This window comes from Paenibacillus sp. FSL H8-0548 (assembly GCF_038630985.1).
Taxonomy (GTDB): Bacteria; Bacillota; Bacilli; order Paenibacillales; family Paenibacillaceae; genus Pristimantibacillus.
Genome location: NZ_CP152049.1, coordinates 6,905,259 through 6,923,246, shown reverse-complemented (window position 1 = coordinate 6,923,246; position 17,988 = coordinate 6,905,259). Strand labels below are relative to the sequence as shown.

Here is a 17,988-nt window from a genome sequence, read left to right as displayed (position 1 = left end):
CCCTTGATCCGTACAGAAGAACTGCTGTTGAACGTTGGCCCTCAGCATCCAAGCACGCATGGCGTATTTCGAATTATTGTCAAGCTTGATGGAGAAGTCATAACAGAGGCGACGCCCGTCATGGGCTACTTGCATCGGGGCACGGAGAAGATTGCGGAAAATCTAAATTTTACACAAATTATTCCCTATACCGATCGTATGGATTACGTATCGGCAATGACGAGCAACTATGTGCTTGTACATGCGGTAGAGACGATGATGGGGCTTGCGGTGCCTCAGCGGGCGGAGTATCTTCGGCTAGTCGTCATGGAGCTTCAAAGAGTAGCGAGCCACCTCGTTTGGTGGGGAACCTATTTGCTGGATATCGGAGCTATGAGTCCGTTTTTGTATGCTTTTCGCGATAGGGAAATCATTATTGATTTGTTTAATGAGCTTTGCGGTGCAAGACTGACCTACAACTATATGCGGGTAGGAGGAGTGAAATGGGATGCTCCTCCAGGCTGGCTGGATAAGGTGCGCGATTTCATCCCATATATGGAGAAGAAGCTGCTGGAATATGATAAGCTCGTCAGCGGCAATGAAATTTTTCTGGCACGCATTAAGGGTGTCGGGCGATATGATGCCGCTACCGCTATTGATTATGGATTATCGGGCGCTAATCTGCGCTGCACCGGTGTGGACTTTGATATCCGCAAGGCAGAGCCCTACAGCTTATACAGTCAGTTTGAGTTCGATGTGCCGCTGGGTACAATCGGGGATTGCTATGATCGCTACCGCATTCGGCTCGAAGAAATTCGCCAAAGCCTGCGCATTTTGAAGCAAGCGCTAGCGCAGTTCCCAGCTGGCGGGGAGACGATGGGGAAAGTTCCGCGGGCCATTCGTCCGCCTGCGGGAGAGGTTTATGTCAGGATAGAATCGCCGCGCGGAGAAATTGGCTGTCATATCGTATCCAAAGGGAAAGCAGAGCCCTACCGGCTTAAGTTCCGTCGACCCTCTTTCGTTAATTTGCAAATTTTGCCCAAGCTGCTTGTTGGCGAGACGATGACGAACCTTATTACCATATTGGGCGGTATTGATATTGTCGTCGGGGAGGTAGATTGCTGATGCAGCCTTGGCTTAATCAATCGCTCACATGGGGCAATGTGCTCGTACTGTTTCTTTGGGCAGTTGTATTTTTGTTCATCGTGCTTGGCTTCGTAACGTATGCTATTTATTTTGAGCGCAAGGTCATCGGCTGGATGCAGCTGCGCATCGGTCCTAATCGCGTAGGTCCGTTAGGCTTGCTTCAGACGGTAGCTGATATATTCAAATTGCTTATTAAGGAGGATACGATTCCGCGCAAGGCCGATCGGGTGTTATTCATTCTTGCTCCAGCGCTGGCTTACATACCGGCCTTCTCCGTTTTGGCAGTGCTCCCGTATACACAAAAGCTTTATTTTGCAGATTTGAATGTCGGATTGCTTTATTATGTAGCTTTGTCGGGCATTTCCACGCTCGCCATCGTACTTGGCGGCTGGGCTTCTAATAATAAATATGCCCTCCTTGGGGGTATGCGCTCGGCTGCGCAAATGATAAGCTATGAAGTACCGCTTGTCATTTCCGTTGTTGGTGTTGTTCTGCTGAGCGGAAGCTTGAATTTAAGAGATATTGTGGCAGCTCAGGATGGCGGCTGGTTCTGGAATTGGAATTTCATTCCTCAAATGATTGGATTCGTCATCTTCATTATTGCTGCGGTTTCAGAGCTCAATCGCACGCCCTTCGATTTGCCGGAGGCGGAATCAGAGTTGGTCGCAGGTTACCATGTGGAGTACAGTGGTTTCCGTTTTGCGTTTTTTATGCTTTCGGAATATGTTTATGTCTATGCGATTGCCGCGTTAACTACAGTGCTCTTTCTTGGCGGCTGGCATGCCCCCGCGCCGTTTCTTGATTTTGTGCCAGGTCTCGTTTGGTTTTTGCTTAAATTTGCTTTTATTGTGTTTTTCCTGTTTTGGATTCGTGCAACCATGCCGCGTATACGCGTGGATCAGCTGATGGGACTTGCCTGGAAGGTGCTGCTGCCCATTGCGCTGCTCAACGTATTTCTAACGGCTTTGTATTTGGAGCTGTTTATTAAGAACTAGCAAAGGGGAGAAGGAAATGAAAGGAATACTGCAAGGACTGGGCGTTACACTGAAAGCAATGACGGCTCCGAAAGTAACTACCTCCTATCCTGATGTACCCTTTGTTATGCCGGATCGATTCCGCGGTATTCAGCACTTCATTCCAGACTTATGCATCGTGTGCAATCAATGTGCCCGGATATGCCCGACAGACTGCATAACATTGACTGGCAAGCCGAACCCTGATCCCGACAAAAAAGGCAAGGTTATCGACACGTTTGATATTAATTTTGAAATATGCATTTTATGTGATCTATGTACGGAGGTATGTCCAACCGAAGCAATCGTCATGTCGAATCATTTTGAGCTGGCAGCCTTTAGCCGTGATGATTTGTTTAAGGATGCGCAGTGGCTTACAGACAACAATACGCTCACGCGGCAGGATAATAACAATATCGGAGCGCCGGCCAAAGGAGGCGGCAAATAGTTGTTCAATATAGCGTTAACAGGCGAATTTGTCGCTTTTTTTGTCTTCTCGGCCATTATGATCACCGGCGCCGTTCTGATGATTAGTTTAGAGAAGGTCGTTCATATGATCATCTCTATGGCGGCTGTATTTCTTGGCTTAGCGGGGATGTTTGTGCTGCTGGAGGCGGAGTTTGTGGCGTTTGTCCAAGTGCTGATCTATGCGGGAGCCGTTTCGATCTTGATGATTTTCGGCATTATGATGACGAAGCATCAGGCAGGAGAGCGCGAGCGTGCGAAGCCGCTCCACGAGACGCTTGCGGCGGTTGCTGCGCTCAGTCTATTCGGCGTATTGTTTTATGCTATTCGGACGACGACTTTTCCTGAAGCTCAGCCCTTCGAAGCAGGCGAAGACAATACAATGGCGATCGGGGAGCTCTTATATACGGGCTATGTGATTCCGTTTGAGCTGCTCTCTGTATTACTGACGGTTGCTTTTATCGGTGCAATCGTGCTGGCCAAGAAGGAGGCGGATGAATGAGATGCTCCCGTCCTATTTAACGATGGCGGCCATATTGTTCTGTATCGGACTATATGGCGCGTTAGTGAAACGAAATGCAGTTGTGGTGCTGTTGTCGCTTGAGCTCATGCTGAATGCAGTCAATTTGAATTTGATCGCGTTCTCGAAGTATGGTGTCGTTCCGTCGCTGACTGGGCAAATTTTTTCTTTGTTCACGATCACAGTCGCGGCAGCTGAAGCGGCAATTGGGGTAGCTATTTTAATTGCATTATTCCGATTGCGCGGATCGGTTAATGTCGACGAATTTGACAAAATGAGGAGGTAGAACAGCATATGGATATTTACACACAAGCGGCATGGCTAATTCCGCTGTTTCCGCTGATAGCCTTCCTCGTTTTGACTGCGCTCGGCCGCAGCTATCGGCGGGCAGGTGTTATCATTGGATCGATAGGCTCATTAGCGGGCTTGCTCATGTCCTTGCTGATCGTAATGGATCGGATAAGCGGCAAAGTGCTTGATTATAATTATGCTTTTGATTGGATAACGATAGGAGATTATACGCTTCGGATTGGGTTTGAGGTTACGAATTTGACGGCGCTGATGCTGGTTGTCGTTACGCTGGTCAGCTTTCTCGTCAATGTATACTCGGCTGGCTATATGAAGAAGGATGAGCGGATTACCGTGTTTTACGGCTATTTATCCTTGTTCTCCTTTTCGATGCTTGGGCTCGTTCTATCCGATAATTTATTATCGTTATATATTTTTTGGGAATTAGTAGGTGTATGCTCGTTTCTGCTGATCGGGTTTTGGTTTACTTTGCCGAAGGCGCGTGCTGCTGCCAAAAAGGCATTTATCGTTACGCGTATCGGAGACGCGGGCCTGCTGCTTGCTATACTGCTGCTGTTCTGGTATATGCCGGACCATGCGCTTGATTTTACGACGATTCAAAGCGTGTTTGATGGGCAATCAGGTGCGTTTACGAATGGTATAACGACGTTGATTGCTTTACTTATCTTCCTCGGAGCGGTTGGGAAATCGGGTCAATTCCCGCTTCATGTCTGGCTTCCCGATGCGATGGAGGGCCCGACACCCGTTAGTGCGCTGATCCATGCGGCGACGATGGTTGCAGCCGGCGTCTTTCTAATCGCGAGAACGTATGATATTTTTCAGGACTCTGCAGCAGCTATGGAAACGATCGCTTATATTGGCGGGTTTACGGCTATATTCGCAGCGACGATTGCACTGGCGCAAAATGATATAAAAAGAATATTGGCCTACTCCACGGTCAGCCAGTTAGGCTACATGATAATGGCGCTGGGACTGGGCTCTTTAACAGGCGGAATCTTTCATTTGTTCACACATGCCTTTTTCAAGGCGCTTCTGTTTTTAGGAGCGGGAAGCATTATTCATGCGGTACATACTCAAAATATCAATGAAATGGGCGGATTAGGCTCAAAAATGAAAGTGACCGCGTGGACCTTTGCAATCGGCGCACTGGCGCTAGCGGGCATTCCACCATTTTCGGGCTTTTGGTCGAAGGATTTGATTTTGACAGTAGCCTTTGAAACTAATATTGTGCTCTTCATTGTCGGCTTGGTGGCAGCCTTTTGTACGGTGCTTTATATGTCGCGGGTGTTCATTCTTGTATTTATGGGAAAACCTAGCGCGGCCGCATCCAGCGCGAAGGAATCATCTGCTGCGATGACCATACCGCTTGTTATTTTAGCGGTACTTGCTCTTCTATCCGGTTTTATAGAAACGCCATGGAACGGCTGGCTCGATTCTTGGCTGAATGATGGACAAAATGAAGCACATAGCAGCTGGGCGATCATTGCTTTGTCTGTTGCTGTAGGGCTCTTAGGTATTTATATTGGCTGGCTGGTCTATGGAAAAAGAAGGACCGGCAGCTCTGCTGCACCAGAGAAATCACGAGGGTTTATCAAGCTGCTCGAGCGCGGCTATTACGTTGATGAGCTTTATGCTGCTGCAATTGTGACGCCATTGAAGCTGCTTGGAGCAGCGCTATCGGCATTCGATATCTACGTTATCGGCGGTATCGTTCGGTTAACAGGAGCTGCTGTAAGCACTGCTGGGAGAACGGCAGCTCGGCTGCAGAATGGTCAAGTACAAACCTATAGCATTGCTGCTATTATTGGCTTCGTCATCCTTGTGGTTGCCATTGTCGGAAGGAGGTTTCTGCCATGAGCATCCTGAATGATTTGCCGATATTATCCTTGATTCTATTGTCACCTTTGCTTGGGATACTCGTTATCTTATTGCTTCCTAAGCATCGCAGCAGCTGGATGAAGACGGCGGTAATTATTACGACGCTGGTTCCGCTTGTTTTGTCATTATGGCTGTATGCTAACTTCGACAAACAGCAGGGCGGAGCGGCGTTTGATGAGCAGCTTAGCTGGGTGGAGGTGCCGCTAAATAAAGAATCGCAATCGGGCGTTTCTGAATTCATATTTCAATTTCAATATCATCTGGGAGTCGACGGTTTATCGCTTCCTTTATTGCTTCTGACAGCGCTGGTGACTGCGATGGCTGCACTTGCAGCTGTTCACATAAAGAAAAGATGGAAATCATTTTTTGTTTGGTTTTTGCTGCTGGAGATCGGCATGCTTGGCGTCTTTCTGGCTCGCGATTTGTTTTTGTTTTTTATTTTCTTTGAGATTACCCTAATTGCCATGTATTTTTTAATTGGCATATGGGGGAATTTCAATCGCGAGCGTGCTGCTAACCAGTTTTTGATCTACAACGGCTTGGGCTCTGCAATCATGCTAATTGCTTTCGTCATCCTTGTGAATACGGCGGGCTTCCATATTGATCAGGTTGGCGAGCAGGTTAGTTTGATATATAGCGGCAGTTACTCCGACATATTTCGAAACATGGCTGACCCAATGGCCTGGGTCAATTTGGCGCCAGAGCAGCTCGGATATGCCAATCCGTTTGCGATGACGGATACGATGCAATGGACGCTGTTTATTATGCTGCTCGTTGCCTTTGGCATTAAGCTGCCGATATTCCCTTTCCATACGTGGATGCTCAAGGTGCATACAGAGGCATCGCCATCCATCGTTATGCTTCATTCCGGCATCCTGCTAAAAATGGGTGCCTACGGCCTGCTCCGCTTTGGCTTGCTGCTGTTTCCTTCGCAGGCGCGTGAATTTGCCACTGTGCTTGCCGTGCTTGGTGTTATCAATTTGTTGTACGGAGCTTTGCTTGCCTTTAGGCAGCAGGAGCTAAGGCTCGTTCTCGCATATGCTTCCATGAGCCACATGGGTATTGTTTTGCTTGGATTTGCTGCCTTTAACGAGATTGGCCTCCAGGGAGCGGTATTTCAGCTTGTGTCCCATGGGCTAATATCAGCACTGATCTTCTTGATCGTTGGCAGCATTTATGAACGCACAGGAACGACTGAGCTGAGCGAATTAGGCGGCCTTGCAAGATCAATGCCTTTCATCAGCGGCGTTCTGATGGCGGCAGGTCTAGCTTCGCTTGGTTTGCCGGGATTATCGGGCTTTGTTGGAGAATTCTTGTCTCTGCTCGGCTTGTTCGAATCGATGCGCTGGCTTACAGCGGCAGCGGTGCTTGGCATAGTCTTAACGGCGGTTTATATGCTTCGCGCGGTGCTTAAAATTACTTTTGGACCGCTTCCGGAGCCGTTTGGCGCACTTAAGGATGCAAGACTAATCGAGGCTATGCCGATGATTGTGCTGCTGGCATTCATTTTATTGCTCGGCTGCTATCCATCCATACTTACGGATACGGTGCAGCTTGGCGTTGAAGAGCTGCTCCAACCATTATTTGCAACAAGGGCGGGGGGATAGACCATGCATGAAGATGCTTTTTTTGTACCAATGACATGGACGGATACGTTCTATCTTGCCCCTGAGTTTATACTGGCTGCTGTATTTTTGCTGCTCATCGTATTGGATCTGTTCTTGCCTAAGCGTGTGAGCAGGCTGACTTTCGGTTGGTTATCCTTGGCGGCAATCATTGCTTCACTGGTGGTTGTTATACTGCGGATGATAGACATGAATCAGGGCGGAATATCGACTGAAGCGATACAGCTGCTCAGCAACAGCTACCGAATCGATGATTTCTCCAGTCTGTTGAAAATCGTTTTCTTAAGCGGAACGGCGCTAGTTGTCTTGCTGGCGCTCGGCTCGGAGCGGGATGAGAGCGACATCACGGATAAAGCGGAATACTTCTACTTGCTGCTTCCAGCGCTTATTGGAGCTATGATTATGGCTTCGTCGGGCAATCTGATCTCGTTGTATATCGGTCTAGAGCTGCTAAGCATAACCAGCTACGTGCTGGTAGGCATAAGGCGCAAGTCGTTGTTGTCTGCTGAAGCGGCATTTAAATATGTGATAACAGGCGGTATCTCCTCTGCTATGGTGCTGTTCGGTATGTCCTATATTTATGGTATAACGGGTTCTGTCGATCTTGGTGTGATTGGAGCGGCTTTGCCGCAAGCGTTGATCGATTTCAAGGCGCTGGCTTATGTGGGTTTCTTCTTTATGCTGGCAGGGTTCGGGATCAAAATTGCAGCTGCACCCTTTCACGCTTGGGCGCCTGATGTGTATCAGGGAGCGCCGACGCCGGTGTCTGCTTTTCTAGCGGTCATTGCCAAAGGAGCCGCTCTTGCAGCTATTTTTAGAATTTTATTCAGCACCAAATTGTTTAACGCAGGCGGAGACGCCTTTGCAGCAAACGATATTTTCTTTGCACTGCTGGTGCTTGCGGCGGCAGCGATGCTCGTAGGGACGACGACGGCGCTAGGTCAAAAAAATGCAAAGCGTCTCCTCGCTTTATCTGGTGTAGTGAATGCCGGCTATTTGCTCGTGCCGATCGGCCTTTCTTTTACCGCTTTTCATAGCAACAACTTCTCGGAGTTCATTTTCTATCTGATCGTCTACTTGTTTATGACGATAGGAGCCTTTGCGGTACTTACTATCGTAAGCCGAGCTGCAGGACATGAGGAGCTTAAGGGCTTTGCAGGCATGTACTACCGAGCGCCATGGACGGCCGTGGCGATGTTGATTTTTATATTGTCACTAGCAGGCTTGCCGATATCCGGCGGATTTTTTGGGAAGCTGTTCATTTTGCTTGGGGCAGCGAATGCAAAAGCTTATTGGCTGGTAGCTATTATGGTCATTAGCAGCGTCATTTCTTATTATTTCTATTTTGGCCTTGCACGCCAAATGTTCATGCGCAGCGGCAATGATGATCGTGAAATTCAAATATCCGGCTGTACTGGGGCCGTTATTTGGATATGCGCAGCAGCCACGCTTGTACTCGGTATTTTCCCAGGTCCGTTAATGCACTGGATTGACGCTGTATTTACGATTACGGGCGATTTATGGATTAACATGAACAGCTAGGTTGGTTGAACGATTGGTAAGGTTTTGCGCAATAGCAGCGATGCGTGGCGAGGGCTCTCTTAAAAGGCGAAAAGTCATTTTAAGAGAGTCCTCGCCTTTTTTTTGAAATATACGAAAGTATACGTTTCACGTTTATACTCCGCCTATATTTTTCGATAAACTTTTTGTTCGTAGACAAGGACGACGTAATCGTTTCTTCTTATAGGTCTTAGGGCCTTTTATCTGCTTGAAACAAGGGAAATGACAGCCTGAAAGAGAAAGTATAAAGAACTATGAACATGATCATAAAGAATGCTCTACTCGCGCAGCGCCCAAAACATAAATTTATACTTCAACTAATATAGCAATACGAAAAGGCAGACGATGATGACTAAACGAATCGTACAAAAACGAGCCCGCCAATCGCAGAACAAGCGAGTATCTGCGAATGAAAGCAATATAGCGCGACTATACATGCGACTACGCGCCAAGGGCACGCTGGCGCTGCGCATGGTTATGCGGCGCGCGCTGCTGTTGCTGCTGCTCGCGAGCGTCGCCCTCGGGGGCATAGCCCCCGCAGGGCTCGCTCACGCTGCCGTGCAGGCCGCTGCTAGCGCGGCCGCTGGCGAAGCCGTAGAGCAGCCGCAGAGCTGGCTGCTCAAATGGCGTGACCCCGCGCTCGCGCATGAGCTGCGCGGGACGGAGGTGCTCCGCCGCCAGAATGAGGCGGCGGTCATGCTCGTGCGTCCGGCCGATGCAGGCGCGGACGTGCAAGAGTGGCTGCGCCGGCTGCAAGGCATGCCGGGCGTGGAGTATGTGCACCCGAACTATTCGGTGCACATCTTGTCTTTGCCTGCCGGCGAGGCGGATGACGCCGCTGCAGAGGAAACCGCTGCGCGTGGCAGTGCGCCGCAGCCAGCGCAGGAGGCTCCCCCTACGGCGGATCTCCCGCCTGAGGGGCAAGCAGCGCCAGCACTCGCAATTGCAGCTACCGCTGCTCCGCTGCAGGCCAACGACCCAGAGCTGCCTAAGCAGCTCTATCTCAGTCAAATCGGCGCTCCGAAGGCGTGGGAGACTGTTCGTGAGCAGCAGCAGCTTACGATTGCAATCGTAGATACGGGTATTGATCTGGATCACCCTGATCTGAAGGATAATCTGGTGGCGGGTGCGAATTTAGTTAGTCCAGGTGAGCAGCCTGATGATGATAACGGTCATGGCACGAGTGTGGCAGGTGTAATCGCGGCAGTCGGAAATAACGGAATAGGCGTTTCCGGCATCATTTGGAAAGCCAAAATCATGCCAATCAAGGCATTAGATCATAGAGGCGACGGAACGGAGCAGGAGCTTGGCGAAGCCATTCTTTATGCCGTACGCAGCGGAGCCAAAATCATCGTGTTATCGGTAGGCTTGCATCGTTACTCTCCCTACATGCTGGATATTGTGCAATACGCAGAGAGCAAGAATGTACTGCTCGTAGCAGCAGCAGGAAATGATGGCGTGTCACTTGGAGAGAAGGCTGCCGTTAAATATCCGGCAGCGTATCCCACCGTGCTTGCTGTCGGAGGTGTTAAAGCGAATAATACGGCAGATTCCCGTTCGAATCGGGGGACAGAGCTTGATGTGGTTGCCCCTTGGAATGTGTATACAACCGCGATTGGCGGCTTGTATAAGAAGGAAGAAGGCACCTCTATGGCGGCTCCACAGGCCGCTGCGGCCGCTGCACTTATATGGGCGCGCTACAAGGATCTGAAGCCCTATCAGGTACGCCAGCTGCTGCGCCAAACGGCTAAGGATATCGGCGCGCCAGGTATCGACAGCTCCACAGGCTATGGATTGCTGCAAATTGATAAAGCGGTAAGTACGGCCCTTAAAGCCGATGCCTTCGAGCCGAACAACAGCTTATCAGCAGCAGCGCGTTTTCCGCTTAACACGCATATATCAGCTTTGCTGCAAGGAACAGCAGATCAGGATTGGTACCGAATTGATACACCATATGACGGTACACTGACGATTGGATACGAGGGACTTGTTGGCAGCGGCAAGGTCGTGCCGCCTGTTCGTCTCACCCACTATGTGAATGGCGTCAAAAAGAGTGCTCATGATATGAAACTTGCCAGCAGGACGATCGACCTTGACGTCAAAAAAGGCTCGCAAATCGTGCAGCTGGAGCAGATTAATCAGAACAGCAGCGAAGATCTGCCTTATTTGCTCACTGCAACTTTTGTGATGAAGGCGGATGAATTTGAAACCAATGATAAGTCCTACGAGGCGTTTACGCTCCTGCCCAAAACACAAACGATCACAGGCAATTTCCATCAGACCGCTGATCGAGATTGGTTTGTAGCAACCTTTACGCAAAGCGGGAGGCTGAGCCTTGAGCTTAGTACCAATACGGCGCGTATAGATCCGGGTCTAGCACTTCAAAGAGCAGGGCAGCAGCTGATGGTGTACGATGATGAAGGGGAAGGCAAGACGGAGCGATCACCAGTCATAACTGTGACCCCAGGCAAATATTATATTCGTATTCACAATGCAATCTCCTCTGAAGCAAGCCCGGCAATCGGCACTTATACGCTCAAGCTGGATTACACGCCAAAATATGATGATCCAAATGAGCCAAATGATAAATCCTATGAAGCCTTTATGGTTAATGCGGGCAGTGAGTACCTCGGTGTGATCGGCAGTTATTCTGACGTGGATTGGTTTCAATATCGGATGGCAGCTGCGGGTGTCGCCAATATAACGATTAGCGGCGTGCCGCTAGACATCGATTTGAACCTTGAGGTATATGATAAACGAATGAAGCGAATAGCGAATGCCAAAACAGGGAAGAGCGGAAAGCTCGAAACAGGTGAGCTGCTGCTTCAACCGGATATTTATTATGTGAAGCTGACGGCTAATGCCGCTTTTGACAAGCAGTACTATCGCTTGAAAATTAATACAGAAGAGCTCGTAGCTGGATTTCGCGACATAAAAAATCATTGGGCAAAAAACGAGATCATAGCATTAAGTCAATTGGGAATCATCAACGGTACGGGGGAGAGCCGCTTTGAACCGAAGCGCGCCATTACACGAGCGGAGGCAGTAGCGATGGTCGTCAAGGCATATAAGCCGATAGGAGCAGATACAGCACAGGTCAAACGCTTTAAGGATGTTTCCAATAGCCACTGGGCGGGTAATGCTATTTCAAGAGCGGTTAAACAGGGCTGGATCAAAGGGTTCCCGGACAATACATTTAAGCCGGATCAGCCTGTTACGAGAGCGGAGATGGCACTCATTGTCGGTTATGCTGACGGGGTTCAGCCGCGTTTTCCGAGCTTCGATCCGTTCGAGGACGTTCCGAATACGCACTGGTCAGCTCCGATGCTGCTTGCAATGAAGCAGAATGGTCAAATTGAAGGGGTGCAATCGAATCTTTTTAGACCGAAACAGCAAGCGAGCCGTGCTGACTTTACTGTGCTGCTTTACCGCATGATATCCTAATTTTGGGTGAAACAATTTATCTTTTCCTTTCGTTTGATAGATAGGCGAATAATTGGAAAAAGTAAAAAGCAAAGAAGCTTGGGAGGAAACATGGACTTTGATAATGAGCTTTATAATAATTTTCAAACCTATACCGGAATGACAGGGCTTTTTTCCATTGTCATCGTCATCCTTAGCATTATTTTTGTTTGGTTCCTGCTAGGAGAGGTGAAATGGGAGACGTTTTTCCATTTTCCGCGAAGTCCTAAGGCACGTATGCTTCAGGTTGTTGTAGCTATTATTGCGGGCCATTTATTAGCCAGATTTATTTTGGAATATTGGGGCTACACCGTACTGCTCAAAAGCTTTGTCGAATAACAAGAGCGAAACTTGTCAACAATGGTAATACATGACGGTCTCAAAAAGCCGATTGCCTGCGAATAACTATAGGGTCAGCGATTTTTGAGGAGTTGAAAACGTATTTTCGCTCGAATTTTTGGTGAAAAAGTCATAAATAGCAGAGAAATCAGCAGTGAAATAATGGATTAAATTTAACCCTTGTCGTTTCATGTAATTGAATGATAAGATGAAGTTTGGGTAAAGTGAGCTATTTTAAAATATTTAGGAATAAGCAATAGAAAATGCAGTTCGCGGAGGGAACCATAAGATGACCAAAATTATCGTCCGCGGAGGCCAGCGTTTGAAGGGAACGGTCCGTGTTAGCGGAGCAAAAAATGCAGTACTCCCCATTTTAGCGGCCTCATTATTGGCGACAGAAGGAGACAGCGTCATCTGTGACGTACCCCTCCTCGACGACGTTATGACGATTCAGAAGGTGCTCGCTTCTTTAGGTGCACAATTAACCTATAACAATGAAACTATGCGCATTACAGCGCAGACGATCACGTCTTATGAGGCTCCTTATGAGCTTATTCGCAAAATGCGCGCTTCCTTTTTAGTTATGGGACCGCTTTTGGGTCGTATCGGCAGAGTTAGAATTTCACTGCCAGGCGGCTGTGCTATTGGAACACGTCCGATAGATCAGCATTTGAAGGGCTTTGAAGCGATGGGAGCAGAAATAACGCTCGGTCAAGGCTTTATCGAAGCAAGCACGAAGTCTCGTCTCAAGGGAGCTAAGATTTATCTTGACGTTGCGAGTGTAGGCGCTACTGAAAATATTATGATGGCAGCAGCTTTGGCGGAAGGCACTACTATTCTTGAAAATGCAGCCAAAGAGCCGGAAATCGTTGATTTAGCTAACTATATCAATGCAATGGGCGGTAAAGTGCGCGGGGCAGGCACTGGCGTCATTCGAATCGAAGGCGTAGATAGAATGTATGGTGCTGCACATAATGTCATACCCGATAGAGTGGAAGCAGGTACTTACATGATTGCTGCTGCTATTACGGGCGGCGATGTATTCATCGAAGGAGCAATTGCGGATCACCTGACGCCGGTTATTTCTAAGCTGCAAGAAATGGGCGTAGAAATTACAGAAAGTGATAATGGCGTTCGTGTGCAATCGGGCATGGCTTTGAAGTCAGTAGATGTCAAAACCTTGCCTCATCCAGGCTTCCCGACGGATATGCAGTCTCAAATGATGGCTCTTCTGCTCGTTTCAGAAGGAACGAGTGTTGTAACGGAAACCGTGTTTGAGAACCGGTTCATGCATGTGGAAGAATTTATGAAAATGAATGCACAAATTAAAGTGGATGGACGTACTGCAATTGTTAGCGGAGGCTTGCCGCTTACAGGCGCTAAGGTATGCGCAACCGATTTGCGAGCAGGTGCAGCGCTGATTTGTGCGGCCTTGCGTGCGGAAGGCGAGACGGAAGTAACGGGTCTGCATCATGTGGATCGCGGATATGTCAATATTACGGGCAAGCTTGCCGCGCTCGGAGCGGATATTTACCGTATCGAGTCTGCTGCTGAGAATGCTTCGGATGTGGCGACAAGCAATCACGGATCAGTCGTTAATCTATCTTCCAAATCCGCTAGGGAGTTGGCTTCAGCCGCTGCTAGTACAGTGGCAGCATCTTCTGAGGGGGAAGCAGCTGCTTCCTTCATGCGAGAGAAGGAAATATCTGTTCTAAAGATTCAACCGACCTGGGCTTAGGCCAAGGACGACATAACGAAGAGGCTGCTTCACATAAGCTGTATTGAGCTTATGGTGAAGCAGCCTCTTTTTTTCGTATATAAGTTGAACCAAGGTGAAACGGATGGCGCCATCCGCTTGGCGGCGCTACTAGCACGTTTCATTCCGAGAAATATAGAGAAAGTATGGCGAAATGATCTGCTTTCCTATATTTTAATAAAATAAAGTAATAACGAAGCGAGAAGATCGTCTCTCTAGAAACGAAGTGTTCGGCTTTGCAAATGTGTTCGTAAAGAGTAGTTTACTCGCTTCGTTTTAACTTCACATTTATAAATGCAATGAATATTAATTAGATGGAATTTCTCCCGTTAAAATAACGTTATTCGCTTCATAGTATGAAATAGATGGAATTTGTCCAGTTAATTTTACTGATTCTTATGAATTTCGGCTGATTCCTTAGAATTAGATGGAGGAATTCCATCTAAATTCCAAAACAAGTTAAAACTCCTTAAAATAAATGGAGAAATTCCATCGAATAAGTTGAATTTGAAAAATGAAGATATAGCGAAGCGAGAAGATCGTTTCTCTAGAAACGAAGTGTTCGCCTTTACAGCCGTGTTCGTAAAGAATAGTTTACTCGCTTCGTTTTTAACTTCACATTTAAAGATGCAATGAATATTAGATGGAATTTCTCCCGTTAAAATAACGTTATTCGCTTCATAGTATGAAATAGATGGAATTTGTCCAGTTAATTTTACTGATTCTTATGAATTTCGGCTGATTCCTTCGAATTAGATGGAGGAATTCCATCTAAATTCCAAAACAAGTTAAAACTCCTTAAAATAAATGGAGAAATTCCATCTAAATAAGTTGGATTTGAAAAATGAAGATCTAGCGAGGCGAGAAGATCGTTCTGAAGAAACGAAGTGTTCGGCTTTGCAAATGTGTTCGTAAAGAGTAGTTTACTCGCTTCGTTTTAACTTCACATTTATAAATGCAATGAATATTAATTAGATGGAATTTCTCCCGTTAAAATAACGTTATTCGCTTCATAGTATGAAATAGATGGAATTTGTGCAGTTAATTTTACTGTTTCTTATGAATTTCGGCTGATTCCTTAGAATTAGATGGAGGAATTCCATCTAAATTCCAAAACAAGTTAAAACTCCTTAAAATAAAGGGAGAAATTCCATCTAATAAGTTGAATTTGAAAAATGAAGATATAGCGAAGCGAGAAGATCGTTTCTCTAGAAACGAAGTGTTCGCCTTTGCAGCCGGATTCTTACCTTTAAATGTCTTAGGAAATCAAAAAATCTGGCTGCAACAGCGATCGTAAGAATGATCTACTCGCGCAGCACCCGAAACGTAAATTTCTAGTTCAGCTTATACAGATTGATTATGCTGTGGATTTAGCTATACTTAATGGACTACAGCAAGACAAAGGGGCGGCCATGGCAACGATAAACGATGTAGCAATAAAAGCGAACGTATCTGTAACGACGGTTTCCCGTGTTTTAAATAATCGGGGTTATATTAGTGAGGCAACAAGAACGAAGGTTTACAAGACCATGGAGGAGCTAAATTATCAGCCTAATGAAATTGCCCGCTCACTCCTAAGAAAACAATCGAACGTCATCGGACTCATCATACCTAGCGTTTCTCATCCTTTTTTTAGCGAGCTTGCGAATCATGTGGAGAACTACGCCTATGAGCTTGGCTTTAAACTGCTTTTATGCAATTCTCAGCTTGATCCTTATAAGGAGAAGGATTATATCGAAATGCTCAAACGAAACCGTGTGGATGGCATTATTATGGGCAGTCATACGCTTCAGGTTGATGAGTACAAAAGCTTAAGCTCACCAATCGTTACGATTGATCGTCAGATCAGTAAGGAAATTCCGTATATATCCTCAGACAATCGTGCGGGAGGAAGCTTGGCGGCGGAGCTGCTTGTTCAAAAAGGCTGCAAAAAAATTGCGCATATCTGCGGTAATTTAGAGCTGCAAATGCTAGCTAATCAGCGAACCGAAGCTTTTCAGGCTGTCATGCTCGAGCATGGGATAGAGCATATGATTATTCAAACTGATATGAACGTGTTTGATCAATTGCAGTACGAGCAAATTATGCATCAATTGTTTCAGGACCATCCGGATATAGACGGCATATTCGCGACGAGCGATATTATTGCTGCATTTGCGGTCAAAGAATGCTTGGCTGCCGGCAGACGGGTGCCGGGTGATGTGAAAATCATCGGCTACGATGACGTGAATGCTGCCAAATGGATAACACCTGAGCTGACGACGGTGAAACAACCTATTGAAGAGATTGGAAAAGCCGCTGTTGATTTAATTATAAAGCAGCTGAACAAGGAAGCCTTCGAGACTGAAAATACTTTTCCAGTAACGTTAATTGAACGAGCTTCCACGAAGTAGGCTGAACATGAAAACCCATGCACAGCAAGGGTTTTTTATTATTATTCTGTATGTCAATCGTTTGACATGTCAAACGATTGACATACAGGTAAAGTAATTATATAATACGTTGTGAAAGCGGTTTACACGATCGGTGAGCCGCATTTAAATTTTGAGCTCCGGGGGGCAATACAATGAAAAATTGGAAGTGGATACAAGCACTGGCTTTATCGCTTATGGTTGTTATGGTCGTTACAGCTTGTGGTAATAATGCAGGCGGTTCTAATGAAAAAGAGACGAATAAAGAATCAGCTGTCAAGATTACGCTGCTTAACTCTAAGGGTGAAATTCAGACACAACTGGAGGACGCTGCCAAAGCATTTAAAGAGGATTACCCCAATATTACTCTTGAAATTATACCTGTACCTGGTGGGCAATCTCCGTTTGAGAAAGCTTCTGCGTTGTATGCGTCAGGAAATCCGGCAACGATTACGATGCTGGATACAGGAGATGTTGAGAAATTCAAGGATCGTGTACTCGATCTAAGTGGAGAGAAATGGATGGCCGATGCTGTTGAGCGCAGTACCGCGTTAACCACGTTCGACGACAAAAACTATGCGTTCCCGCTTGCTATTGAAGGTTATGGCTTTATTTATAACAAAGCGGTTGTAGATCAAGCTGTTGGTGGATCGTTTGATCCGGCAACTATTAATACAACAAGCTCGCTTGAGGATTTGTTCCAAAAAATCGAGGCGTCCGGCAAAGCGCCGCTTATTATCTCTCCTATGGATTGGTCGCTCGGGGCTCATTACTTGCCGCTTGCGTATGCAGGACAATCGGCTGATACTGCTGTTGTTGCGAAGTTCGTAGACGATTTGAAAGCAGGTACAGTTGATTTGACGAGCAATGCTGTATTTAACGGCTTAATGGATACGTTTGATGTGATGGCACAATACAACATTGATAAAGCATCTCCATTGGCAGGAACGTATGAAAGAGGTCCGGAAGTACTGGGTAAAGGCGAGGTAGGTATCTGGTTCCAAGGAAACTGGGCATGGCCGCAAATTAGCAGCTTTGATACGGCAAGCGGCCAATATGGTTTTCTTCCCATCCCAGTAAGCAATAATCCGGACGATTTCGGCAATACACAAATTTCTTCTGCTGTTTCGAAGCGCTTGGTGCTCGATAAAGAGAAAAATACAGCGGAGCAGCAGGCAGCAGCTAAAACGTTCTTGGAGTGGATGGTCTACAGTGAGAAGGGACAAGACTTCCTTGTGAACAAAGCAAATATTATACCAGCGTTCAAGAACATTACGCTTGAAGCGCAGGACCCGCTTGCGAAGTCGATCTCTGAGTATATTGCAAAAGGCAAAACAGAAGACTCCATGAGCACTCTGCCTGCAGATCACTGGGCTAAGGTTGGCGCATCCATGCAAAAATATCTAGCTGGAGCAGGCGACCGCGCAACTTTGACTAAAGAGATCCAAGAGTATTGGAAATCGGTTAAGTAATTATTTAAAGCTGCAAATGAGCTTACCCCGCTGAGTGGCGGGGTAAGCTGTTT

General features: G+C 47.0%; 13 protein-coding genes. All 13 read left to right on the top strand.

The features are described 5' to 3' along the window. The first annotated feature begins 3 nt into the window (after positions 1 to 3). Positions 4 to 1,104, top strand: a complete 1,101-nt coding sequence (locus tag MHI37_RS29160; protein WP_076335488.1) for an NADH-quinone oxidoreductase subunit D — start codon at positions 4 to 6, stop codon at positions 1,102 to 1,104. Continuing rightward, positions 1,104 to 2,120 carry an NADH-quinone oxidoreductase subunit NuoH gene (nuoH, locus tag MHI37_RS29155; RefSeq protein ID WP_076335487.1) on the top strand — a complete coding sequence of 339 codons (1,017 nt, stop codon included), beginning with the start codon at positions 1,104 to 1,106 and terminating at the stop codon, positions 2,118 to 2,120. The genes MHI37_RS29160 and nuoH overlap by 1 nt, the downstream gene beginning before the upstream one ends. Before the next feature lie 16 nt (positions 2,121 to 2,136). Next, entirely contained in the window at positions 2,137 to 2,586 is a 450-nt protein-coding gene (nuoI, locus tag MHI37_RS29150) for an NADH-quinone oxidoreductase subunit NuoI (RefSeq protein WP_076335486.1), read from the top strand. Continuing rightward, the gene (locus MHI37_RS29145) at positions 2,587 to 3,105 is read left to right on the top strand and encodes an NADH-quinone oxidoreductase subunit J (RefSeq protein WP_076335485.1); all 519 of its coding nucleotides are present in this window, start codon (positions 2,587 to 2,589) and stop codon (positions 3,103 to 3,105) included. Continuing rightward, complete coding sequence (nuoK, locus tag MHI37_RS29140) at positions 3,098 to 3,409, top strand: NADH-quinone oxidoreductase subunit NuoK (protein WP_076335484.1); 312 nt, start codon at positions 3,098 to 3,100, stop codon at positions 3,407 to 3,409. The genes MHI37_RS29145 and nuoK overlap by 8 nt, the downstream gene beginning before the upstream one ends. Before the next feature lie 8 nt (positions 3,410 to 3,417). Then, positions 3,418 to 5,289: an NADH-quinone oxidoreductase subunit L gene (gene nuoL, locus MHI37_RS29135; protein WP_076335483.1), complete on the top strand. Its 1,872-nt coding sequence runs from the start codon at positions 3,418 to 3,420 to the stop codon at positions 5,287 to 5,289. Continuing rightward, on the top strand, positions 5,286 to 6,917 hold the full coding sequence (locus MHI37_RS29130; protein ID WP_076335482.1) for an NADH-quinone oxidoreductase subunit M: 1,632 nt from the start codon (positions 5,286 to 5,288) through the stop codon (positions 6,915 to 6,917). The genes nuoL and MHI37_RS29130 overlap by 4 nt, the downstream gene beginning before the upstream one ends. A gap of 3 nt (positions 6,918 to 6,920) precedes the next feature. Continuing rightward, complete coding sequence (locus tag MHI37_RS29125) at positions 6,921 to 8,477, top strand: NADH-quinone oxidoreductase subunit N (protein ID WP_083676102.1); 1,557 nt, start codon at positions 6,921 to 6,923, stop codon at positions 8,475 to 8,477. A gap of 363 nt (positions 8,478 to 8,840) precedes the next feature. Further along, the gene (locus MHI37_RS29120) at positions 8,841 to 11,939 is read left to right on the top strand and encodes a S8 family serine peptidase (protein ID WP_256710011.1); all 3,099 of its coding nucleotides are present in this window, start codon (positions 8,841 to 8,843) and stop codon (positions 11,937 to 11,939) included. 90 nt (positions 11,940 to 12,029) lie between these two features. Then, positions 12,030 to 12,296 (top strand): DUF1146 domain-containing protein, encoded by a 267-nt coding sequence (locus MHI37_RS29115; RefSeq protein ID WP_076335481.1) that lies wholly within the window; start codon positions 12,030 to 12,032, stop codon positions 12,294 to 12,296. A gap of 289 nt (positions 12,297 to 12,585) precedes the next feature. Next, positions 12,586 to 14,034, top strand: a complete 1,449-nt coding sequence (gene murA, locus MHI37_RS29110) for a UDP-N-acetylglucosamine 1-carboxyvinyltransferase (RefSeq protein ID WP_076335480.1) — start codon at positions 12,586 to 12,588, stop codon at positions 14,032 to 14,034. A 1,430-nt stretch (positions 14,035 to 15,464) separates the two neighbouring features. Further along, the gene (locus MHI37_RS29105) at positions 15,465 to 16,445 is read left to right on the top strand and encodes a LacI family DNA-binding transcriptional regulator (RefSeq protein ID WP_076336352.1); all 981 of its coding nucleotides are present in this window, start codon (positions 15,465 to 15,467) and stop codon (positions 16,443 to 16,445) included. Between the two features lie 173 nt (positions 16,446 to 16,618). After that, complete coding sequence (locus MHI37_RS29100; protein WP_076336351.1) at positions 16,619 to 17,935, top strand: ABC transporter substrate-binding protein; 1,317 nt, start codon at positions 16,619 to 16,621, stop codon at positions 17,933 to 17,935. The last annotated feature ends 53 nt before the right edge of the window (positions 17,936 to 17,988 follow it).